Origin of the sequence: Nocardia spumae, from assembly GCF_020733635.1 — a bacterium.
GTDB classification, from domain to species: Bacteria; Actinomycetota; Actinomycetes; order Mycobacteriales; family Mycobacteriaceae; genus Nocardia; species Nocardia spumae.
Genome location: NZ_JAJFZL010000001.1, coordinates 734740 through 757359, shown reverse-complemented (window position 1 = coordinate 757359; position 22620 = coordinate 734740). Strand labels below are relative to the sequence as shown.

The following is a 22620-nucleotide window of genomic DNA, read 5'->3' as shown; positions in this document are numbered from 1 at the left end:
CGGTCCGTTCGGGGCCTGTTCACGAGCCTGGACGCGCAAGGACAACGACGACGCCATGACAGTTCTCGCCGCCGACATCGTCGGCGCGCGCACCTCGGATCGCCACCGCGACGAATACTCGAGTCATCTCTTGACTATTTCGGCCGGACTCGTACACTTAAGTAAGTGCTTAACCAATCGGAGCGGCTGAATCAGATCTTTCGGGCGCTCACAGATCCCACTCGCAGATATCTGCTGGAGCGGCTCGGCGCCGGTCCCGCGGCGGTCAGCACCTTGGCCGAGCCGCTGGATATGAGCCTGGCCGCGGTCGTGCAACACCTCCAGGTACTGCAGGATGCCGGCCTGATCCGATCCGAGAAGGTCGGCCGGGTGCGGACCTGCCGGCTGGTGCCCGACGCACTGCGCCCGGCCGAGGATTGGTTGCACGCGCGGCGAACCCCTTGGGAACGCCGCTTGGACGCACTCGGCGCGACCCTGGCCGAACATCCCACCACCCCCGAACCCGAGGACTCTCAATGACCGGCGCCCACACCCTGATCCACTCGACCTTCACGCTCGAGCGTGAGTACCCCGTCACTCCCGCAACCGTTTTCGGCGCTTGGGCCGAGCCACGGCGGAAGGCGGAATGGTTCAGTTCGCCCGGCGGCGATCACGAACTCGACTTCCGCGTCGGCGGCAACGAGATCGCCTCCGGCGTGCACGACGGTAAGCGCATGGCGTTCACCGCGACGTATCAGGAGATCGTCCCCGGCGAACGTATCGTCTACACCTCCACCATGGGGGTCGACGGCGAGGTCGTCACGGTGTCGCTGACCACCGTGGAATTCGACGGAACCGCGGCCGGCACCCGGCTGACCCTCACCGAACACGGCGCGTACCTCGACGGTCACGAGAAGCCCGAATGGCGCGAGGAGGGCACCGGCGATCAACTCACCGCGCTGGGTGAACGCCTGCGGGAGCTGTCGCACCGGTGACGATCCCGCCGCCGCAGATCGCCGTCTGCGGACCAAGCGAATGCACCGGCGCCGAGGCCCGGGACGCCCGCGAGGTCGGCCGCCTTCTGGCCGAGTCCGGTGCCACCGTGCTGTGTGGCGGCGGCACCGGCGTCATGGCCGCGGTCGCCGAAGGAGCCGCGAGCGCAGGCGGACTGGTGATCGGCGTGCGCCCGGATACCGATCGGGACGCGACGTGCGCCGGTCTGTCGGCGGTGCTGTTCACCGCCATGGGAGAGGCCCGCAACGCGATCCTGATCCACTCCGCCGACGCGGTCGTGGTCATCGGCGGTTCATGGGGGACGCTGTCGGAACTGGCGCTCGCGAACCACCGACGATCGCTTCCCATCGCCTCACTGCACGGCTGGCGAATCCGGACCGCGAACGGCGACGAGGTCGACGGCTCCCATGCGGTGACCACACCGGCCGAGGCGGTCGAATGGGTGCTGCGCCGGCGCCGGCTCGGCCCGGAGCACCGATAGATCAGGCAGTCTAGGCAGTCTCCGACATCCGGGGAGCGGCCGAGAGGGCTGCCGCCGCGGTGGTGAGCGCGGCGATCAACTCCGCGCGACCCCGGCGCGGCAGTCTGCTGTCGAACTCCTCCCGCAGCGCCACCCGAATCTCACCACGCAGTGCCAGCCCCTCCTCGGTCAGCACCGCCCGGGTGATCCGGCGATCCTCCGAATCCGGCTCCCGGGCAACGAAACCGCGGCGCTCCAGGCGATCGACCATACCGGTCACATTCGTCTTGTCGCAGCCGAGCATGGTCGCCAGCTCGCCGAAGGAAGGCCGCTGATCGTGCAGCTGGCACAGCAGTTCGACCTGCTGCGACGTCAGCCCGAATCGCCGGGCAACCTGCCAGTAGACAGCGCCGAGCCGGCGATACAGCCCGCCGAACGCAGTGGTCAGCTCGTACTCTCCGGTCGCCACGAGGAAAGTCTACTTCAGCGATGGTTGACATGATCGACCAATTAGTCGAGCATATGGACTATCGTTGATACCGTCTATCTGGAGGTAGAGTGCCGGTAGCAATCGTGACCGGGGCATCCGCGGGGATCGGCCGTGCGATCGCCGAACGCCTGGGTGCCGGCGGCGCCGAGGTGGTGGTCAACTACAACACGAACCGCGCCGCCGCCCTCGAGGTCGTCGCTGCCGTCGAGAAGGCGGGCGGACGAGGTGTGGCGGCACAGGCCGATGTCGCCGATCCGGCGCAGTCGCGGCGCCTGTTCGATATCGCCGAGGAGCGATACGGCGGCGTGGATATTCTGGTCGGCAATGTCGGCTTCGCTCGCTTCGGTCCGCTCGCCGAAGCCACCGACGACGACTTCGATCGCGTCTTCGGCCTGAACACGCGGGCGACGTTCTTCGGTTTGCGGGAAGCCGCGAATCGATTGCGCGACAACGGCCGCATCGTCGTGGTGTCCTCCGGGGTCACCGTGACGCACCGCCCGGATACCGGGCTCTACGCCGCCGCCAAGGCCGCGGCCGAGCAGTTGGTCCGGGTGCTGGCCAAGGAATTGGGATCGCGCGGAATCACCGTGAACAGTGTGCTGCCCGGTGCTACCCGCACCGAATCACTGGCCACGAACCGCGGTGAATCCGCTCTGGCCCAGGTCGCCGCGGCAACGCCGCTCGGCCGCGTCGGCCAACCGGAGGATATCGCCGATATCGTCGCTTTCCTGGCCTCGGATGCGGCCCGCTGGGTGACCGGAGAATCAATTCGAGCCAGCGGAGGATTGTTCTGAATCCGGAATGTATCCGGGTATGCGGAAGGCCCCCAACCATCAGGTTGGGGGCCTTCGCGAATGTATGTTCCGGCGGTGTCCTACTCTCCCACACCCTGTCGAGTGCAGTACCATCGGCGCAGGTGGCCTTAGCTTCCGGGTTCGGAATGGGACCGGGCGTTTCCCCACCGCTATAACCGCCGTAACTCTATGAAACTAGACACAGAGAGCCACAACCCTTTCACCCCTCAACAGGGATCCCGGATCAAGTCTCGCTGATATCTGTGTGTTGTTTCAGATACCGCACAGTGGACGCGTAGCAGCTTTGTTGGTAAGTCCTCGGCCTATTAGTACCAGTCACCTACATGCATTACTGCACTTCCAGTTCTGGCCTATCAACCCAATGGTCTGTTGGGGGCCTTACCCCCTCGAGGGGGTGAGAAACCTCATCTTGGAACAGGCTTCCCGCTTAGATGCTTTCAGCGGTTATCCCTTCCGAACGTGGCCAACCAGCCGTGCCCCTGGCGGGACAACTGGCACACCAGAGGTTCGTCCGTCCCGGTCCTCTCGTACTAGGGACAGCCTTCCTCAAGTTTCTAACGCGCGCGGCGGATAGAGACCGAACTGTCTCACGACGTTCTAAACCCAGCTCGCGTGCCGCTTTAATGGGCGAACAGCCCAACCCTTGGGACCTACTCCAGCCCCAGGATGCGACGAGCCGACATCGAGGTGCCAAACCATCCCGTCGATATGGACTCTTGGGGAAGATCAGCCTGTTATCCCCGGGGTACCTTTTATCCGTTGAGCGACACCGCTTCCACTTGCCGGTGCCGGATCACTAGTCCCGACTTTCGTCCCTGCTCGACCTGTCAGTCTCACAGTCAAGCTCCCTTGTGCACTTACACTCAACACCTGATTGCCAACCAGGCTGAGGGAACCTTTGGGCGCCTCCGTTACATTTTGGGAGGCAACCGCCCCAGTTAAACTACCCACCAGGCACTGTCCCTGAACCAGATCATGGCCCGAGGTTAGAGGTCCAATACGACCAGAGTGGTATTTCAACGACGACTCCACGAACACTGGCGTGCCCGCTTCACAGTCTCCCACCTATCCTACACAAACCGTACCGAACACCAATACCAAGCTATAGTGAAGGTCCCGGGGTCTTTTCGTCCTGCCGCGCGTAACGAGCATCTTTACTCGTAATGCAATTTCGCCGAGTCTGTGGTGGAGACAGCAGAGAAGTCGTTACGCCATTCGTGCAGGTCGGAACTTACCCGACAAGGAATTTCGCTACCTTAGGATGGTTATAGTTACCACCGCCGTTTACCGGGGCTTAAATTCTCAGCTTCGCGTCCGAAAACGCTAACCGGTCCTCTTAACCTTCCGGCACCGGGCAGGCGTCAGTCCGTATACATCGTCTTACGACTTCGCACGGACCTGTGTTTTTAGTAAACAGTCGCTTCTCTCTGGTCTCTGCGACCACCCCCAGCTCACGGTGCAAGACCGGTCACCAGACGTGGCCCTCCTTCTCCCGAAGTTACGGAGGTATTTTGCCGAGTTCCTTCACCACAGTTATCTCGATCGCCTTAGTATTCTCTACCTGACCACCTGTGTCGGTTTGGGGTACGGGCCGTGTACCAACTCACTAGAGGCTTTTCTCGGCAGCATAGGATCACTGAATTCACCTCAAACGGCTACGCATCACCTCTCAGGCACATGCTGTGCGGATTTGCCTACACAACGCCCTACAGGCTTACACCCGGTAATCCACCACCGGGCCCAGCTACCTTCCTGCGTCACCCCATCGCTTGACTACTACAGCCAGGGTCGTGCGCAGCCACATCCGGCCTCCCGAAGGAGGTCCATCCGCTTTTGGGCACTTAGCACAACTGATTCGCCATTGGGCGCGGATACACGGGTACGGGAATATCAACCCGTTGTCCATCGACTACGCCTGTCGGCCTCGCCTTAGGTCCCGACTCACCCTGGGCGGATTAACCTGGCCCAGGAACCCTTGGTCATTCGGCGGACGAGTTTCTCACTCGTCTTTCGCTACTCATGCCTGCATTCTCACTCGCGCAGCCTCCACAACTAGGTCACCCCGCTGCTTCCCTGGCTACACGACGCTCCCCTACCCACCCAGTCGACTGGCCCGAAGGCGATCTAATGACTGAGTGCCGCGGCTTCGGCGGTGTACTTGAGCCCCGCTACATTATCGGCGCAGGATCACTTGACCAGTGAGCTATTACGCACTCTTTCAAGGGTGGCTGCTTCTAAGCCAACCTCCTGGTTGTCTCAGCGACCCCACATCCTTTTCCACTTAGTACACGCTTAGGGGCCTTAGCCGGCGATCTGGGCTGTTTCCCTCTCGACTACGAAGCTTATCCCCCGCAGTCTCACTGCCACGCTCTCACACACCGGCATTCGGAGTTTGGCTGACTTCGGTAAGCTTGTGGGCCCCCTAGGCCATCCAGTAGCTCTACCTCCAGTGTGAAACACGTGACGCTGCACCTAAATGCATTTCGGGGAGAACCAGCTATCACGGAGTTTGATTGGCCTTTCACCCCTACCCACAGCTCATCCCCTCAGTTTTCAACCTAAGTGGGTTCGGGCCTCCACGACGTCTTACCGTCGCTTCACCCTGGCCATGGGTAGATCACTCCGCTTCGGGTCCATGACATGCGACTCAAACGCCCTATTCGGACTCGCTTTCGCTACGGCTACCCCACACGGGTTAACCTCGCCACACACCGATGACTCGCAGGCTCATTCTTCAAAAGGCACGCCATCACCCCACCACCCGAAGATGGAAGGCTCTGACGGATTGTAAGCGCACGGTTTCAGGTACTATTTCACTCCCCTCCCGGGGTACTTTTCACCTTTCCCTCACGGTACTAGTCCGCTATCGGTCACCAGGGAGTATTCAGGCTTACCGGGTGGTCCCGGCAGATTCACAGCAGATTTCACGGGCCCGCTGCTACTCGGGTGCCCATCACAGCAGAGAACATGTTTTCGCTTACCGGACTCTCACCGTCTACGGTTGGCCATCCCAGACCAATTCAGCTAACACGAACTTTTCTGACTACTGCTTGGCTCGGCAGAACCAAGAAGATGGGTCCCACAACCCCAAGAACGCAACGCCTGCCGGCTATCACACGCTCCTGGTTTAGCCTCATCCGCTTTCGCTCGCCACTACTCACGGAATCACTCTTGTTTTCTCTTCCTGTGGGTACTGAGATGTTTCACTTCCCCACGTTCCCTCCACACACCCTATATATTCAGGCGCGGGTAACACGACATCACTCGTGCTGGGTTTCCCCATTCGGAAATCCTCGGATCTCAGCTCGGTTGACAGCTCCCCGAGGCTTATCGCAGCCTCCTACGTCCTTCATCGGCTCCTGGTGCCAAGGCATCCACCGTACGCTCTTAAACACTTACTAACAAAGATGCTCGCGTCCACTGTGCAGTTCTCAAACAACACACCCGCATCGAATCGAATTTCACAAGACCGGACCGAAGAAACCTTCGCGGTATCAAGGAAGACCCGAACGGATCGTTTTTTTGCCTGGAAAGAACGTCTGTTCTTTCAGGACCCAACAGTGTGCCGATATATCCACCGCGAGCCGGCCGTCCGACCGTCTCACATGCGAGGAGTTTGTCAGTGTTCCACCCATGAGCTCCGCAGTTCCACATTCGGGAACATAAGCGGCTCTGGCACTTTCGCGTCCGACTCTTCGGAGCGAACAGTGCAGATGCTCCTTAGAAAGGAGGTGATCCAGCCGCACCTTCCGGTACGGCTACCTTGTTACGACTTCGTCCCAATCGCCAATCCCACCTTCGACGGCTCCCTCCACAAGGGTTAGGCCACCGGCTTCGGGTGTTACCGACTTTCATGACGTGACGGGCGGTGTGTACAAGGCCCGGGAACGTATTCACCGCAGCGTTGCTGATCTGCGATTACTAGCGACTCCAACTTCACGGGGTCGAGTTGCAGACCCCGATCCGAACTGAGACCGGCTTTAAGGGATTCGCTCCACCTCACGGTATCGCAGCCCTCTGTACCGGCCATTGTAGCATGTGTGAAGCCCTGGACATAAGGGGCATGATGACTTGACGTCGTCCCCACCTTCCTCCGAGTTGACCCCGGCAGTCTCCTGCGAGTCCCCGCCATTACGCGCTGGCAACACAGGACAAGGGTTGCGCTCGTTGCGGGACTTAACCCAACATCTCACGACACGAGCTGACGACAGCCATGCACCACCTGTACACCAACCACAAGGGGGGCTACATCTCTGCAGCTTTCTGGTGTATGTCAAACCCAGGTAAGGTTCTTCGCGTTGCATCGAATTAATCCACATGCTCCGCCGCTTGTGCGGGCCCCCGTCAATTCCTTTGAGTTTTAGCCTTGCGGCCGTACTCCCCAGGCGGGGTACTTAATGCGTTAGCTACGGCACGGATCCCGTGGAAGGAAACCCACACCTAGTACCCACCGTTTACGGCGTGGACTACCAGGGTATCTAATCCTGTTCGCTACCCACGCTTTCGCTTCTCAGCGTCAGTTACTGCCCAGAGACCCGCCTTCGCCACCGGTGTTCCTCCTGATATCTGCGCATTTCACCGCTACACCAGGAATTCCAGTCTCCCCTGCAGTACTCTAGTCCGCCCGTATCGACTGCAAGCTTGCAGTTGAGCTGCAAGTTTTCACAATCGACGCGACGAACCGCCTACAAGCTCTTTACGCCCAGTAATTCCGGACAACGCTCGCACCCTACGTATTACCGCGGCTGCTGGCACGTAGTTGGCCGGTGCTTCTTCTACAGGTACCGTCACTTTCGCTTCGTCCCTGTCGAAAGAGGTTTACAACCCGAAGGCCGTCATCCCTCACGCGGCGTCGCTGCATCAGGCTTTCGCCCATTGTGCAATATTCCCCACTGCTGCCTCCCGTAGGAGTCTGGGCCGTGTCTCAGTCCCAGTGTGGCCGGTCACCCTCTCAGGTCGGCTACCCGTCGTCGCCTTGGTAGGCCATTACCCCACCAACAAGCTGATAGGCCGCGGGCCCATCTCGCACCGATAAATCTTTCCACCACAAACCATGCGATTCGTGGTCATATCCGGTATTAGACCCAGTTTCCCAGGCTTATCCCAGAGTACGAGGCAGATCACCCACGTGTTACTCACCCGTTCGCCGCTCGTGTACCCCGAAGGGCCTTACCGCTCGACTTGCATGTGTTAAGCACGCCGCCAGCGTTCGTCCTGAGCCAGGATCAAACTCTCCGTTGAAGACTCTCAACTCACTCCGAAGAGCAAATCAGAAGTATCTCGAACCAGAGTCCGAAAACCTAACTTAAACGCCAGCCGGAAAATTAGCTGACAAAAATATCCGACCCTCACACGGGGGGTGAAGATCGGAACCAAAAACAAAATTTTGGCACTGACATTCATCGACACACTATTGAGTTCTCAAAGAACACACGCACCAGCAATCTCGCGGGTTATTTCCCCGGTCGATCGGTTGGGCAACTTTTACAGCTTAGCTCAGCCGGAAGCTCCCGACCAAATCGGGGTTCTTCCTACCGAACCAGTGTGACCGTCAGGCGCTCCTCGTCCAACCTCGTGTCCCGGGCCTTTCGGCTCCGGGTCGGTGTCCGTGTCGCTCTGACCTGGAATAAGTTACGTGCCAACCGCATTCGAAGTCAAATCGCCTGGTCATCCGGCCGAAAGACGTACTTCGACGCATTCGCAACACCATCCACAACACCGATCGGCGGTCGAATATTCCGATCGGTCTCCCAAGAATGCGAACAGCCGCCCGTGAGCCGCCCCGAACACATTCCCGGCACGACTGCCGGCGTTCGATTCCGCGATGGTCGCGATCCGGACAACTTCTCGGCGGCGCCCTTCCCGGCGGCGCCCTTCCCGGCGGCCCTCGATTCGGAACGAGCCACACATCGAATCAAAGTTAGGTTAGCCTAAGTTTTGTGAGTCAGGTGACAGCGCGTACCGCCGAGGGGATCGCCACGAGTTCGGCCGCCGGGGCGACGGCGCGGAAGGCCCGGCGACGACGGCCGCGCAGGCCCCTGCGGCGTGGATTGACCGTCGCCCATCGGTGGTCGGCTCTCGCGCTGGGCATCGTGCTGGTGATTCAGTGCACCTCGGGGGCGGTGCTGCTTTATCACACCGAGTTGTTCCGGGCCTCGAATTCCACGTTCTACCAGCACACATCGGGCGATGTGCCGATCGATGCCGACGGCAGGGCGGATTTCGATCGGGCCCTGGCGCTCGTACGGCAGGACGACCCGCACTTCACGGCCGGCTGGGTCGGCATCGACGCCGGCGTACTCGTGGTCGGCGATGCGGATTTCACCGAGGCATACGGCATCGACCCCGGGTCGGGGCGGATCAACGATCGAATCGGGCTCACCGGTGGTGCGCTGGGGTGGCTGGTCGATCTGCACGACTGCGCCTTCGGCTGCCTCCGGTACACCGGGGCCGTTCCCGCGTTGAACACGACGGTCCCGATGCTCGATATCACTTGGGCCGCAGCCATTCTCGGCGTCATGGGACTGCTGCTGGCGATACTGGCGATCTCCGGCGCGGCGGTCTGGTGGCCGACCCTGAAGCGGTGGCGGCACGGGTTCCGGGTGCGGACGTCCAAGGGACGCTTCGCCCGGGACCGCGATCTGCACAACGTGATCGGCATCATCAGCGTGCCGTTCCTGCTCATGTGGGGCATCACCGGCGCCGCGATCGAGATGCCGGCGGTGCAGAAGGCCTGGCTCGCGGCCACCGGCGGCCAGGCGGCCACCGAGCTGCCACAGGACACGTTCGCACCGCGGGCCTCACCGGCGGGCCGGCCGGCCCTTTCGGCGGTCGAGGCGGGCCGTATCGCGACCGAACGGCATCCCGGACGCCTCGCCTACCTGATGTTGCCGACCGACTCGGCCCCGTACTACCGCGCGTACGTCGCGGGCGGCTATTCACCGTATGAGCACCGGGCGCTCTACGGTGGCGATGTGCTGGTGTACGTGAACGCCCACGACGCCTCCGACACCAAGGTGGTCGACGCCGCCCACGACCGTCCGCTGGCGAACACCTTCTACGCCAAGGTTTTCGAACCGGCGCACTTCGGCTGGATGGTGAACGGGTGGTGGCGGCTGATCTGGCTGGCCTTCGGCCTCACCCCTTCGGCCCTGGCGATCACCGGAACCTCGACCTGGCTGTTCAAGCGGCGGGTCCGCAGAAGTAGGCGAGCCTGATCCCGAAACGCCGGTAGCCGGCCCACCCGAGGGCGGACCGGCTACCGGTTCGAAAGGTGTTGCCGGGAGGCGGGAATGACCGGGTCAGGGTCGGAGGCGGCAGCGGAGCGTCACCACGCGGGCCCCCCGGTCGTTCCCAATCGACTCGGACTCAGAAGTCCATGCCACCCATGCCACCGGTCGGGTCGCCGACGGGAGCGGCGGCCTTCTCCGGCTTGTCGGCCACGACGGCCTCGGTGGTCAGGAACAGCGCGGCGATCGACGCGGCGTTCTGCAGCGCCGAGCGGGTGACCTTGACCGGGTCGGCGACACCGGCCGCCAGCAGGTCCTCGTACACGCCGGAGTCGGCGTTGAGGCCCTGGCCGGTGGGCAGGTTGGCGACCTTCTCGGCGACCACGCCGGGCTCGAGGCCGGCGTTGAAGGCGATCTGCTTCAGCGGCGCGGCCAGCGCCACCTTCACGATGTTCGCGCCGGTGGCCTCGTCACCGGTCAGCTTCAGGTCCTCCAGCGCGGGGCCGGCCTGCAGCAGCGCCACACCACCACCGGGGACGATGCCCTCTTCGACGGCGGCCTTGGCGTTACGCACGGCATCCTCGATGCGGTGCTTGCGCTCCTTGAGCTCCACCTCGGTGGCGGCGCCGGCCTTGATCACCGCAACACCGCCGGCCAGCTTGGCCAGACGCTCCTGCAGCTTCTCGCGGTCGTAGTCCGAATCCGAGTTCTCGATCTCGGCGCGGATCTGCGCGACGCGGCCCTGGATGGCCTCGGCATCACCGGCACCGTCGACGATGGTGGTCTCGTCCTTGGTCACCACGACCTTGCGGGCGGTGCCCAGCAGGTCGACGGTGGCGGTCTCCAGGTTCAGGCCGACCTCTTCGCTGACGACCTCGCCACCGGTCAGGATGGCGATATCGGCCAGCTGCGCCTTGCGGCGGTCGCCGAAGCCCGGGGCCTTGACGGCGACGGACTTGAAGGTGCCGCGGATCTTGTTGACGACCAGGGTCGACAGGGCCTCGCCCTCGACATCCTCGGCGATGATCAGCAGCGGCTTACCGGCCTGGATGACCTTCTCCAGCAGCGGCAGGAGATCTTTGACGGTCGAAACCTTCGAACCGACCAGCAGGATGTAGGGGTCCTCGAGAACCGCTTCCTGACGCTCGGCGTCGGTGACGAAGTAGCCCGAGATGTAGCCCTTGTCGAAGCGCATGCCCTCGGTCAGCTCCAGCTGGAGTCCGAAGGTGTTGCTCTCCTCGACGGTGATGACGCCTTCCTTGCCGACCTTGTCCATGGCCTCGGCGATGAGCTCACCGATGGACTGGTCGCCGGCGGAGATGGCGGCGGTAGCGGCGATCTGCTCCTTGGTCTCGACCTCCTTGGCCGAGTCGAGCAGGCGAGCGGTCACGGCCTCGACGGCCTTCTCGATGCCGCGCTTGAGACCCAGCGGGTTCGCGCCGGCCGCGACGTTGCGCAGACCCTCGCGCACCAGCGCCTGGGCGAGCACGGTAGCGGTGGTGGTGCCGTCACCGGCGACATCGTCGGTCTTCTTGGCGACCTCTTTGACCAGCTCGGCGCCGATCTTCTCGTAGGGGTCCTCCAGCTCGATCTCCTTGGCGATGGATACACCATCGTTGGTGATCGTGGGGGCGCCCCACTTCTTCTCCAGGACAACGTTGCGACCCTTGGGGCCCAGCGTCACCTTGACAGCGTCGGCGAGGCTGTTCAGTCCCCGCTCGAGGCCGCGACGGGCCTCTTCGTCGTACGCAATTGTCTTGGCCATTGCGTTGAGATCCTCCACATGTATATGGGGCTGACACACAGAGCGACCGCAGGTTGGATCGCCCCATTACGCTGGCCAGGTTCGGTGCCCGCGACGGACGACCGAGGGTGTCTGGGAACCCGGTCTCACCTGCCCGACCTAGCACTCACTGGTCGAGAGTGCCAGACCCTTTTTAGCACTCGCCAGTACCGAGTGCAAGGTTACGGACAAGATGGGTGGGCCGTTCGCGATCGGCGATATCCGGCGAGGCGCGCCGATTCCGGGCCGGGCCGGGCGGTTACGTATCGTCGGTGACCCGCAACGCCAGCGCCACGAAGGCATCGGTGCGGCGCTCTTCGGGACTGCGTGGTTCCCCGCGTTCGACGGTCACCTGCTCGGCGTCGTGGAGCAGGAGTTCCGCCTCGATCCGCATGATCGCCCGAATGAACGGTGGCGCCACCTCGGGCGGCAGATCGCCGTTGACGATGTAGCTCCCGTCCGGACCGTCCTCGGTTTCGACATAGGACAGCGCGCGCAGGAGATCTGCGCGTAGTTCCCCCGCGATCAGGTCGGAATTCGATCCGTCCGCCATAGCAATATCGTATCCGGACCACCGATCACCTCATCAGCCCCACAACTGCTCAGCCGTATCGGCCCGCGATCCGCCCGCCGGTTCTGCCTGCGATCACGGGCGCGACCCGGCGATCCCACCGGTCGGCCGCACCCGCGGCACAGCCGGCTCATCGGCGTGGCGGCCGGAATCAGCGCGCCGGCGGGGCGGGCGGCACCGGCGGCTGTGGCGGAACGGGAGGTTGCGGAGGCTGCGGCGAGGCCGGCGGATCGACCGGATTCGGCGGCATGACCTGTGCGAGCTGCCCCGCGATATCCCGCTCGATACCGTCCTTGCGCAGGCCGAGTCCGGCCAGGACGCCGGCGCCGTCCTCCTGTTCGAGCAACGCCAGCAGCAGGTGTTCGGTGCCGATGTAGTTGTGCCCGAGCCGCAGCGCCTCACGGAAGGTCAGTTCCAGCGTCTTGCGGGCGGCCGCGGTGTACGGGATCAGCGCGGGCACCTCGTCCCCAGCGGGCGGCAGCGCCGCGGCCGCGACCCGGCGCACCGCGTCCAGGGTCACCCCCTCGGCGATGATCGCGTGAGCGGCGAGCCCCTGCGGTTCGCTCAGCAGGCCGAGCACCAGGTGTTCCGGCTGGATCTCGGCATTGCCGGCCTGCCGCGCCTCCTCCATCGACGCCATCACCACATTGCGCGCCCGAGGGGTGAAGCGCGCGAATCCGGCATTGGGATCCATCGCCGGATCGCCCGGCTTGGGGACGAATCGTTTCTGCGCCGCCTGTTTGGTGACGCCCATGCTCTGGCCGATATCGGTCCAGGAGGCGCCCGAGCGGCGGGCCTGGTCGACGAAGTGGCCGATCAGATGGTCGGCCACCTCACTCATATGCCCGGCGACCACCACGGCTTCGGTGAGCTGTTCGAGTACATCGTCGGGTCGTGCGCGCTTGATGCCGTCGATCAGATCGTCGAGGCGGATGCGTTCGGTCATGCGTCAACTTTAGGTTGACCACCCGGGGAGCGTCAACCCATTGTTGACGACCGGGGGTCGACGCTACCGATCGGCAGCCCCCGGAGACTCTTTCGGCCAGGTGATGTGCGGCAGTGTGATGTGCGGCAGCAGCCGGGCGGAGGTCGGCGGCGGAGTCGGGCTCGGCGAATTGTTCCGGCGCAGGCCCGAGCCGTCGTCGGGCGCGGCCGTCGGCGTCGCGACGCTGCCCGCGGGTGCGCTCGGCGGGCTGCAGCAGGTCTTCTCGCCCTGGTCGGTGTGGCCACAGGCGGTCAGCCCGAGAACGACAACGACCGCCGACAGTCCGGCAACGGCGCACTTCTTCACGAGATCTCCCCGGATCGAGCGCCGCTCCTGCCGCGGCGCACACCGATACGGTGCGACACAACGCTTATCGATCCCGTATGACCACCTAAAAGCCCAGTACAGCGGACCTGGCGGAGATCACTCCTCGGCGATTCCGATCGCGACCGGTACGGGTTTGTCGGCCTCACTCTTGGCCAGGCACACCAGCTTCGCGGTGCCCAGCGCCACATTCGGGCTGCCCTCGAACTTGGAACCCGGATTCTCCGCGAGAATGCGCTCCATCAGCGACTTCTCACCCTCGACATCGAGTTTGCGAAATTCGCCGCAGGTGGTCTGTGAGGCCGTCGCACTGTTCTGATGTTCCGTGGCACTCGGCTCCGCGGCGGGCGTCGACGGCGACGCGGCCGACGTGGGCGGGACGTTCGCGGGAGCCGAGGTGGCGACGGCCGAACCGTTTCTGCGCAGGCCGTTGGCATCGGCGGACGAATGGTCGTCGCTGCCACAGGCGGTCAGGCCGACGGCCAGCGCTGCCAGCGCGACAGCCGTCACGGTCAGTCGTTTCATCGTGGGTAACCCCCGAGTGGTCCGGCGTGGCCGGAGCTCCTCCGGCGCGAGCGCCGAACGACCTCCGGCGCGGCTCGCAGCGTACCGGCCGTTTCCACGATTGAAAACCCGGACCTCGGGCGGTACCGGATCGGATTGCGGCGCTTACTGTTCGGTTGTCTCGGCCGCCGCCCCGGCAACGCTCGCCGCCTCCAGTGGCAGCCGGACGATGAACCGGGTGTCGCCGGGAACGGACTCCACCCGGATATCGCCACCGTGTTTGTTCACCACGATCCGGAACGAGATATCGAGGCCGAGACCGGTGCCCTCACCGACGGGTTTGGTGGTGAAGAACGGTTCGAAGATCCGATCCCGTAGCGCCTCCGGCACACCGGGGCCGGTATCGCCGATCTCCACTGCGGCACAGTCGTTCTCCCGATAGGTGCGCACCGTCAGGGTGCCCGCCCCGTTCATCGCGGCCACGGCGTTGTCGATCAGGTTGGTCCACACCTGATTCAATTCCGCTGCGTAACAGGGCACCTCGGGTAGCGCGTGATCGTATTCCTTGACCACGGTGATGCCGTCACCGATCTTGCGCGCCAGCATCACCAGGGTGCTGTCGAGCAGTTCGTGGATGTCGACCACCTGGAACGGCGCCCGATCCATCTGCGAATACTGTTTGGCCGCATGGACGAGTGCGGAGATCCGCCCGGTCGAATCGGTGATCTCGTTCATCAGCAGCTCGGTTTCGACCGTGTAGTTCAGCCAGCGGATCGCACCCTCGAAAACCCCACCGTCACAGTCGCCCAGGGTGCCCGAGATCCGCTCCATCCAATCGATGTCGAATCCGGCCTGGACGAAATTCGGCGCCAGATCCCAGCCACCGGCGATGCCGTGGTCGGCCAGCCAATCACCGAGTTCGTCCTCGCGATCGGCGGCCTCCATCGGCGTCAGCGTCGGCGCCTTGGCGACCTGGGTGGCGGCCTCCTCCTGCAACTGCACCAGCGATTCGAGTGTGGCGGAATCGAATTTGCCGTGCGCCATCATCTTGAGCTTGTGCCGCATTCCGGCCACTCGCTCGCGCAGCGACGAGGTGGCGCGCACGGCCGCGGCCGCGGGATTGTTCAGTTCGTGGGTCAGCCCGGCCGACAACGAGCCCAGCGCCAGCAGCCGTTCGCGCCGGCCGATGATCTCGTTGGTGTTGCGGTTGCCGAAGAACACGCCTTCGAGCAGGTGCAGTGCCATCGGGAACCACTCCTGCATCATGTGCGCGAAGGTGGCCGCCTCGAGGACGAAGAATTTCGACGGCCTGGTCACGGTCAGCGAGCCGGTGTAGTTCTGGTCGGCCCGCTCTCCCATATAGGCCGTCCACGCGCCCGCGTACGACCCGCGATGATCGGTGCGCACCAGCTCGAGGTCCTCACCCGCGGACATCTTGGACAGCACGACTTCGCCGTCCATGAGCACGTAGAAGCAGGTCGCCGGGTCGCCCTCGCGATAGACCGGACCGGGTTCGAAGTACTCGACCCGACCTTCGCGGCACAGCCAGGCGAGCTGTTCGTCGTCGAGTTTCTCGAACAGGAACAGCGTGCGCAGTTCCTGCGGGTCACAGACCGTCCGGGTGCCCGTCACTTTGTCGGTCACAGTGCCCACCTCCTACTGTTTGGCGATATACCGGTGGACCAGCATGACCGCCATCGCGCCCTCGCCGACCGCGGAGGCGACCCGCTTCGCCGATTCCGAGCGCACGTCGCCGGCGACGAACACGCCGGGGATGCTGGTTTCGAGATGATGTGGGGGCCGGGGCAATTCCCAGCCCGGCGGTTGCGCGCCGTCGATCACGAGGTCCGGCCCGGTGAGCAGGTAACCGGCGGTGTCGCGGATGAGAAGTCCGTCCAGCCAATCCGTTTCGGGCGCCGCGCCGATGAACAGGAACAGGCGTTCCGCGTCGACCTTCTCCTCGGCGCCGGTCGCGTTGTTGCGCAGCACGATTCGTTCCAGATGATCGCTGCCGTCGGCGGACACCACCTCGGTGTTGGTGTGCACCTTGATATTCGGCACAGCCTCGATCTGCTGGATCAGATAGTGCGACATCGACTGTTCCAGTGAACTGCCGCGCACCAGGATGTGCACCGAACCGGCCTGCCGGGACAGGAACACCGCGGCCTGGCCGGCCGAATTCGCACCACCGACGATGTAGACGTCGCGATCGGCGCAGTCGGCGGCCTCGGTCATCGCGGAGCCGTAGTAGACCCCGCGGCCGGTGAAGTCGTCCACCCCCGGCGCGGGGTGGTGGCGGTAATTGACGCCGGTGGCGATCAGGACTGCGTGCGCGCTGACGCACGAACCGTCGGCGAACAGCACCCGCCGTGCCGAACCGCACACCTCCAGGCCGACCACCTCGCGCGCGGTGATGAGTTCGGCCCCGAATTTGACGGCCTGACGCCGGGCCCGATCGGCCAGCTGCGCGCCGGACAGACCGTCCGGGAAGCCGAGGTAGTTCTCGATGCGCGAGCTCTGCCCGGCCTGGCCGCCGGTGGCGGTGCGCTCCACCAGGACGGTGCGCAATCCCTCCGAGGCGCCGTACACGGCCGCGCCGAGTCCGGCCGGACCACCGCCGATCACGATCAGGTCGTAGAACTCGCCGCTGGGATCGGTACTGAGGCCCACACATCCGGCCAGCTCACTGTCCGACGGCGACAACAGCACGTTGCCGGTCGGATCGATCACCACCGGGCACTGCTCGGCATCGGCGCCCGCGGCCTCGAGCAAGCGCGCGCCTTCCGGATCGTCGGCCAGATACCAGCGATAGGGCAGCTGATTGCGGGCCAGGAATTCGCGCACTTCGGAACTGCGCGCCGACCAGCGGTGCCCGATCACCTTCGTTTCGTGCACCGGGCGCCGGTCGTCACCGCGCCAGGATTCGAGCAGCGCGTCGACCACCGGATACAACTTCTCCTCCGGCGGATCCCACGGCTTGAGCAGATAGTGGTCGAGATCGACGACATTGATCGCATCGATGGCGGCATTGGTGTCGGCATAGGCCGTCAGCAGCACCCGCCGGGCGTAGGGGTGCAGGTCGATCGCGTTCTCCAGGAATTGGATGCCGTCCATTCCCGGCATCCGATAATCGGCGATCAGCACCGCGACCGGCTGACCGCGCAATTTCAGTTCACGCAGCACGTCCAGTGCCGAGGCGCCGGAATCCGCGCGCATGACGCGGTAGTCCGCACCGTATCGCCGCCGCAGGTCGCGGACCACGGCCCGGGAGACACCGGGGTCGTCGTCGACGCTGAGGATTACCGGTTTGACGGCAGCTGGTGAAGTCACATCGGAAAGTATGAGCGTCCGACCGGCAAGTTGCCGAGGATGTTCGCTACGGGCACCACGGCATCACACCTGCCGGTGCTGGACGAGGTCGAGTTCGCTGGGAGTCAGCAGCCGTTCGAGTCTTTCCTCTCGTTCCGCCCGGTCGCGCCGGGATCGCCTGCCGTGCTGCCGGAAGGCTGCCGACAGCGGTCCGGATTCCGAATCGGGAAGTAACGGAACCGATTCCGCCTGTCGACGGTGAAGGATGGTTCGAATATTCACGGCCGATCACCTCACGGGACGTAAAAGCCTGAGCTCCAGTCGGTTGCTTCGTTGCCTGCCGTATATCTATCCGCCATTGTGCGTCCGGTATTACGGTCAGCGAAACCGATCACATCAGAATGTGATCTAGTTGATCTTCGGCAATAAAGTGGCGTCGCTCACACGCATGGATGTCGAGCGGCCACTACTAGGATCGGCGGTACCGGTCGTCATAATCTCGCGTACCGAAAATTTTCGCCGGACAATCTCGGAGGCAGCGTTGCCGAACACCCTGGAAGCCACCATCGACATCGCGGCCACGCCGGAACGGGTGTGGACCGTCGTCTCCGATCTGTCGCGGATGCCGGAGTTCAGTCCGACCACCCTGCGCATGGTCCCGCTGGGTGCCGCCCGCGCCGGGACCTGGACGGTCAACCTCAACAAGGTCGGCCGCAAGATCTATCCGACCACCTCCCGCATCGTCCGATTCGAGCCGAATCAGGCCTTCGCGTTCCGGATGAACGAGAACGGCACGGTGTGGAGCTACACCCTCGAGGCCACCGAGGCCGGCACCCGGCTCACCGAGCGCCGCGACGTCCCGAACGGGGTGCGCAAGCCGGTTCGGGTGCTGATCGACGGATTCCTCGGCGGTGAGCAGCGGTTCGAGTCCGATCTGGTGTCGGGCATGAACGAAACCCTCGGCAGGATCAAGGCGGCCGTCGAGCGCTGACGGCCGATTCGGCGAGCCCGGGGACAGATCGCCGCCGACCGCGTAGTTTGCGCGCTATGCGACGAATCACGTGCGTCATGGCGGTGATCGCGGGTGCGACCCTGCTGCTGAGTAGTTGCGGCAGTTCGGATTCGGGCACCTCGCGGGAGGTGACGGTGGTCGGTACCGGTCAGGTACGCGGGGCACCGGACACCCTGAACGCCGATATCGGCGTCGAGGTGACCGCACCCGACGTCTCCACCGCCATCGAGAACGCCAACGGTAAGGCGAAGGCCGTCGATGACGCCATGGTGAACGCCGGCGCCAAGCGCGAGGACATCCAGACCACCGATGTCTCGGTCCAGCCGCAGTACGGACCCGATCGTGCCGTGACCGGCTACACCGCGACCAACACCGTGCACGTGGTGGTCCGCGATCTGCCCAAGGCCTCCGCCATCCTGTCGGCGGCGGTGCAGGCCGGCGGTAACGACACCCGCATCCGCGGCGTCTCCTTCGCCCTCGACGACAATTCCAAACTGCTCGCCGATGCCCGGGCCGGCGCCTTCGCCGACGCCAAGGCGCGCGCGAATCAGTACGCGGTGTTGTCGGGGCTGACATTGAAGGATGTGAAGACCATCAACGAAACCCGCAGCGGCGAATCCCCGTCACCGCAGGCCAAGGCCCAGTTCGCCATGCCGGACGTCCCGCTCGAGCCGGGTCAGCAGACGGTGACCTTCACGGTGACGGTCACCTGGAACATGGGCTGATCCCGGCCCGACAGCACGCGGCCCGGCCGGTGGGCACCGGCCGGGCCGTGGCGTCGGCGGGCTACTGCCAGTTGGGCAGTTTCGCCACCTGCGCGGCATAGGACAGTCCCGCGCCGAAGGCGACCAGCAGCGCCGCCGCACCCGGCTTGCTCTCTCCCGACCGCAGAATGGCTTCCATGGCCAGCGGCACCGAGGCGGCCGAGGTGTTGCCGGTCTCCTCGATGTCGTTGGCCAGCGCGCAATTGGCCGAAAGCTTCAGCTCGCGGGCCATGATCTCGATGATGCGGCCGTTGGCCTGGTGCGGGACCATCGCATCGATATCGCCCGGGGTCAGCCCCGCGCGCTCGATGGCGTCCAGGCAGACCTTCTTCAGCGAGTGGGCGGCCCAGCGGAAGACCGCGGTGCCTTCCATCGCCAGATACGGGCGGACCGCGTCGGTGCCCTGCTCCTCGATCTCGTGGAAGTACTCCATCCAGTCTTTGTCCTGACGGATGGCGTGGTGCTGTTCGCCGTCGGAACCCCAGACTGTCGGGCCGATCCCCGGTTCGTCGGACGGCCCCACGATCACCGCGCCCGCGCCGTCGGCGAACAGGAATGCGGTGCCGCGATCGGTCGGGTCGATCGCGTCGGTGAGCCGTTCGACGCCGACCACCAGCACATGACCGGCGGTGCCGCCCCTGACCAGGTCCGACGCCACCCCCAGCGCGTGACAGAAGCCCGCGCACCCGGCGGAGATGTCGAAGGCCGCCGGGTTGTTCATGCCCAGCTCCGTGGCGATCTGCGGCGCGGCGGCCGGCGTCAGCAGCAGCCAGGTCGAGGTCGCGACGATGACGCAATCGACCTGGGCGGGAGTGATCCCCGCCGCGGCCATCGCATCACGTGCCGCCGCGGCGCTCATGGCGACGATGGTCTCCGACTCCGAGGCGAACCGCCGAGTGCGGATCCCCGAACGGGTGCGAATCCATTCGTCACTGGAATCGATGGGTCCCGCGACCTCCTCGTTGGTCACGACCCGAGCGGGGCGGTACACGCCGAGCCCGAGCATCGCCGTGTGCTCCACCCCGGTGATCTGGGCGAGTCGAGCAGCCATCGCGCATCTCCTCTGTACCTGCCGGCGGGGCCGGATTGAACCGGACCGGGTCCGGTTCGACGCCACCTGCGATTCGAACGTTCTTCATCCCCCACGCACCGACACGCTCGCTGGTTCACCGACCGATGGCCGATACCCCTACGAGTGCGTAGACATGAGGCCCCCTCATATTAGTCGGAATATTAACCCGGAGGGTGGGTATTGTCACAATCGATAGGTGTACGACCGGCTCACGGACTGGTCGGGGTACCAAACCGAACTGCGGTGACCGGCCCCTACGACGAATGTCCTTGGAGGACACCATGCTCGGTCTCGGAATCATCGGCTGGATCATCATCGGCGGGCTCGCGGGCTGGATCGCCAGCAAATTCATGGGCACCGACGCCCAGCAGGGAATTCTGCTCAATATCGTCGTCGGCGTCGTGGGCGGCCTGATCGGCGGCTTCATCTTGCGACTGTTCGGCGTCGACGTACACAGCGGCGGCTTCTTCTTCAGCTTCCTGACCTGCCTGGGCGGCGCGGTCATCCTGTTGTGGCTGGTCCGGCTGGCCACCGGACGCAAAAAGGTCGGCTGAGCCCACGCGCGGCGGCGGGAGCGGGCGGTCGGGACCACGCCACGGTGATGCCGTGTCCCGTAAGGTGTGAGCGCGGTCGTCCGAGCTCTCCCGACCGCCCATGATCCGAGCACGAAAGAGGAGTCAGTGGCCCGCCGTCCCACCCCGCCCGGTACGCCCGAACGTACCGGGCTCGGTCATGTCGCCGACCTGGTCCGCGCAGCGATTCCACCGTTGCATCCCGCCGGCCTGCCCTTCGTGGCCGCGCCGCTGGCGGTAGCGGTCGTAGGCGGACGACGACGCTGGCTGCGCCGCACCGGACTGGCCGCGGCGGCCGCCTCGGCGGCCTTCTTCCGCCACCCCCACCGGGTTCCACCGAACCGCGCGAACATCGTGGTCGCCCCGGCCGACGGTGAGATCGCCCTCGTCGACACCGCGGTACCGCCGGCGGAGCTGAATCTCGGCGACACCCCGCTGCCGCGGGTGAGCATCTTCCTGTCGGTCCTGGACGTGCACGTCCAGCGCACCCCCGTCTCCGGCACCGTCCGCAACGTCGCCTACCAGCGTGGACAGTTCCGCTCGGCGGATCTGCCGGAAGCCAGCTCGGTCAACGAACGCAACAGCATGGTCCTCGAGACCGCCTCGGGACAGCTGGTCACGGTCGTGCAGATCGCCGGCCTGCTGGCCCGCCGCATCGTCTGCGACGCCAAGGTCGGCGACAGACTCGGCATCGGTGAGACCTACGGACTGATCCGCTTCGGGTCCCGGGTCGACACCTACTTCCCCGCCGGAACCCGGCTGCTGGTCGAGCCCGGCCAGCGCACGATCGGGGCGGAGACGGTACTGGCCGAACTGCTGCCATGATCGAGAACACCGTGACCGAACCCGGTCGCCGCCGCCGCACGATCCGCCTGTTGCCCAGCATCGTGACCATTCTGGCGCTGTGCGCGGGATTGTCGGCGGTGAAGTTCGCACTCGACGGCTCCCTCGACATCGCGCTGGCGATGATCGGCGCGGCCGCCGTCCTCGACACCCTCGACGGGCGGCTGGCCCGGATGCTGTCGGCGACCACCAAGATCGGCGCCGAACTGGATTCGCTGGCCGACGCCATATCCTTCGGTGTCGCACCGGCATTGGTGCTGTACGTGACCCTGCTCCGGCAGGACAGCGCGGGCTGGATCATCGCCCTGATCTACGCGGTCAGCATCGTGCTGCGGCTGGCCCGATTCAACACGATCATGGACGACGACACCCGGCCCGATTGGGAGCGTGAGTATTTCACCGGGGTGCCCGCACCCGCGGCCGCGCTGATCGCGCTGCTGCCGATCGCACTGCACAGCCAGTTCCACGCCGGCTGGTGGGACAACTTCCCGGTCGTCGCCGCCTGGACGGTCTTCGCCGCGCTACTCGCGGTCAGCACCATCCCGACGCTGGCGATGAAATCGGTATCGGTGGCGCCGCAGGCCGCGGCCCTGCTGCTGGTGCTGGTCGCCCTGGCCGCGGCCGCGCTGATCACCTATCCGCTGATCCTGCTGATGGTGCTGATCGGGCTGTACCTGGTGCACATCCCGTTCGCGTGGCGCTCGCAGCGCTGGGTGGCGGCGCGGCCGGAGACCTGGCACGCCAAACCGTCCGAGCGCCGCGCGCAGCGGCGTGCGGACCGGCGGCTGCCCACGATCGGCGAATCCCGGTTGCGACTGCGCCGACCCGCCATCGGCGAATCGCGATTGCGACTGCGGCGGCCCGGCGGACGCTGAACCGGCGAACGTCCTCCGG

At 64.7% G+C, this 22620-nt stretch carries 19 protein-coding genes and 3 rRNA genes; 10 read left to right on the top strand and 12 right to left on the bottom strand.

Annotated features, from left to right (window positions below; translation table 11 throughout):
• Nucleotides 1-165: 165 nt before the first annotated feature.
• The 3 genes from LKD76_RS03225 to LKD76_RS03215 are packed head-to-tail and all read left to right on the top strand — an operon-like array spanning nt 166 to nt 1474.
• The gene (locus LKD76_RS03225) at nt 166-519 is read left to right on the top strand and encodes an ArsR/SmtB family transcription factor (protein WP_227979434.1); all 354 of its coding nucleotides are present in this window, start codon (nt 166-168) and stop codon (nt 517-519) included.
• Entirely contained in the window at nt 516-974 is a 459-nt protein-coding gene (locus tag LKD76_RS03220) for an SRPBCC family protein (protein ID WP_227979433.1), read from the top strand. The genes LKD76_RS03225 and LKD76_RS03220 overlap by 4 nt, the downstream gene beginning before the upstream one ends.
• Complete coding sequence (locus LKD76_RS03215) at nt 971-1474, top strand: SLOG cluster 4 domain-containing protein (protein WP_227979432.1); 504 nt, start codon at nt 971-973, stop codon at nt 1472-1474. Before LKD76_RS03220 ends, LKD76_RS03215 begins: the two co-directional genes overlap by 4 nt.
• A gap of 10 nt (nt 1475-1484) precedes the next feature.
• Here LKD76_RS03215 and LKD76_RS03210 read toward each other — a convergent pair whose 3' ends face one another.
• A complete protein-coding gene (locus LKD76_RS03210) occupies nt 1485-1922 on the bottom strand; it encodes a MarR family winged helix-turn-helix transcriptional regulator (protein WP_227979431.1) in 438 nt (145 codons plus the stop codon).
• A gap of 104 nt (nt 1923-2026) precedes the next feature.
• Between LKD76_RS03210 and LKD76_RS03205 the strand changes: the two genes are divergently transcribed.
• Complete coding sequence (locus tag LKD76_RS03205) at nt 2027-2737, top strand: SDR family oxidoreductase (protein ID WP_308188504.1); 711 nt, start codon at nt 2027-2029, stop codon at nt 2735-2737.
• Nucleotides 2738-2804: 67 nt separating this feature from the next.
• Here the strand turns inward: LKD76_RS03205 and rrf are convergent.
• The 3 genes from rrf to LKD76_RS03190 form a co-directional block, all read right to left on the bottom strand.
• Nucleotides 2805-2921: ribosomal RNA gene (gene rrf, locus LKD76_RS03200) — 5S ribosomal RNA — on the bottom strand.
• Between the two features lie 122 nt (nt 2922-3043).
• Nucleotides 3044-6159: ribosomal RNA gene (locus tag LKD76_RS03195) — 23S ribosomal RNA — on the bottom strand.
• A 323-nt stretch (nt 6160-6482) separates the two neighbouring features.
• Nucleotides 6483-7999, bottom strand: a 16S ribosomal RNA gene (locus tag LKD76_RS03190).
• The 16S, 23S and 5S rRNA genes sit together here, the layout of an rRNA operon.
• Before the next feature lie 698 nt (nt 8000-8697).
• Here LKD76_RS03190 and LKD76_RS03185 point away from each other — a divergent pair.
• The gene (locus LKD76_RS03185) at nt 8698-9975 is read left to right on the top strand and encodes a PepSY-associated TM helix domain-containing protein (RefSeq protein WP_227979429.1); all 1278 of its coding nucleotides are present in this window, start codon (nt 8698-8700) and stop codon (nt 9973-9975) included.
• Between the two features lie 151 nt (nt 9976-10126).
• On the opposite strand, the gene groL is transcribed toward LKD76_RS03185, so the two are convergent.
• The 7 genes from groL to LKD76_RS03150 all read right to left on the bottom strand — a co-directional run bounded on the left by groL (nt 10127) and on the right by LKD76_RS03150 (nt 17484).
• A complete protein-coding gene (gene groL, locus LKD76_RS03180) occupies nt 10127-11752 on the bottom strand; it encodes a chaperonin GroEL (RefSeq protein WP_227979428.1) in 1626 nt (541 codons plus the stop codon).
• A 277-nt stretch (nt 11753-12029) separates the two neighbouring features.
• Entirely contained in the window at nt 12030-12323 is a 294-nt protein-coding gene (locus tag LKD76_RS03175; protein WP_227979427.1) for a hypothetical protein, read from the bottom strand.
• A 169-nt stretch (nt 12324-12492) separates the two neighbouring features.
• Nucleotides 12493-13287 (bottom strand): Clp protease N-terminal domain-containing protein, encoded by a 795-nt coding sequence (locus LKD76_RS03170; protein WP_227979426.1) that lies wholly within the window; start codon nt 13285-13287, stop codon nt 12493-12495.
• A gap of 63 nt (nt 13288-13350) precedes the next feature.
• A complete protein-coding gene (locus LKD76_RS03165) occupies nt 13351-13632 on the bottom strand; it encodes a hypothetical protein (protein WP_227979425.1) in 282 nt (93 codons plus the stop codon).
• Between the two features lie 117 nt (nt 13633-13749).
• Complete coding sequence (locus LKD76_RS03160) at nt 13750-14175, bottom strand: hypothetical protein (RefSeq protein ID WP_227979424.1); 426 nt, start codon at nt 14173-14175, stop codon at nt 13750-13752.
• Between the two features lie 144 nt (nt 14176-14319).
• The gene (locus LKD76_RS03155; protein ID WP_227979423.1) at nt 14320-15798 is read right to left on the bottom strand and encodes an ATP-binding protein; all 1479 of its coding nucleotides are present in this window, start codon (nt 15796-15798) and stop codon (nt 14320-14322) included.
• A gap of 12 nt (nt 15799-15810) precedes the next feature.
• On the bottom strand, nt 15811-17484 hold the full coding sequence (locus LKD76_RS03150) for an NAD(P)/FAD-dependent oxidoreductase (protein WP_227979422.1): 1674 nt from the start codon (nt 17482-17484) through the stop codon (nt 15811-15813).
• Between the two features lie 520 nt (nt 17485-18004).
• On the opposite strand from LKD76_RS03150, the gene LKD76_RS03145 reads away from it, so the two are divergent.
• Both LKD76_RS03145 and LKD76_RS03140 read left to right on the top strand, forming a co-directional pair.
• Nucleotides 18005-18454, top strand: a complete 450-nt coding sequence (locus tag LKD76_RS03145; protein WP_227979421.1) for an SRPBCC family protein — start codon at nt 18005-18007, stop codon at nt 18452-18454.
• A gap of 56 nt (nt 18455-18510) precedes the next feature.
• Nucleotides 18511-19200: an SIMPL domain-containing protein gene (locus LKD76_RS03140; RefSeq protein ID WP_227979420.1), complete on the top strand. Its 690-nt coding sequence runs from the start codon at nt 18511-18513 to the stop codon at nt 19198-19200.
• 61 nt (nt 19201-19261) lie between these two features.
• Here LKD76_RS03140 and LKD76_RS03135 read toward each other — a convergent pair whose 3' ends face one another.
• The gene (locus LKD76_RS03135; RefSeq protein ID WP_227979419.1) at nt 19262-20290 is read right to left on the bottom strand and encodes a beta-ketoacyl-ACP synthase III; all 1029 of its coding nucleotides are present in this window, start codon (nt 20288-20290) and stop codon (nt 19262-19264) included.
• A gap of 302 nt (nt 20291-20592) precedes the next feature.
• Here LKD76_RS03135 and LKD76_RS03130 point away from each other — a divergent pair, with 302 nt between their 5' ends.
• The 3 genes from LKD76_RS03130 (at nt 20593) to LKD76_RS03120 (ending at nt 22601) form a co-directional block, all read left to right on the top strand.
• Nucleotides 20593-20865, top strand: a complete 273-nt coding sequence (locus tag LKD76_RS03130) for a GlsB/YeaQ/YmgE family stress response membrane protein (RefSeq protein WP_227985072.1) — start codon at nt 20593-20595, stop codon at nt 20863-20865.
• A gap of 126 nt (nt 20866-20991) precedes the next feature.
• Nucleotides 20992-21708, top strand: coding sequence for a phosphatidylserine decarboxylase (locus LKD76_RS03125; RefSeq protein ID WP_227979418.1), 717 nt, complete (start codon nt 20992-20994; stop codon nt 21706-21708).
• Nucleotides 21705-22601 (top strand): CDP-alcohol phosphatidyltransferase family protein, encoded by an 897-nt coding sequence (locus LKD76_RS03120; protein ID WP_227979417.1) that lies wholly within the window; start codon nt 21705-21707, stop codon nt 22599-22601. The genes LKD76_RS03125 and LKD76_RS03120 overlap by 4 nt, the downstream gene beginning before the upstream one ends.
• The last annotated feature ends 19 nt before the right edge of the window (nt 22602-22620 follow it).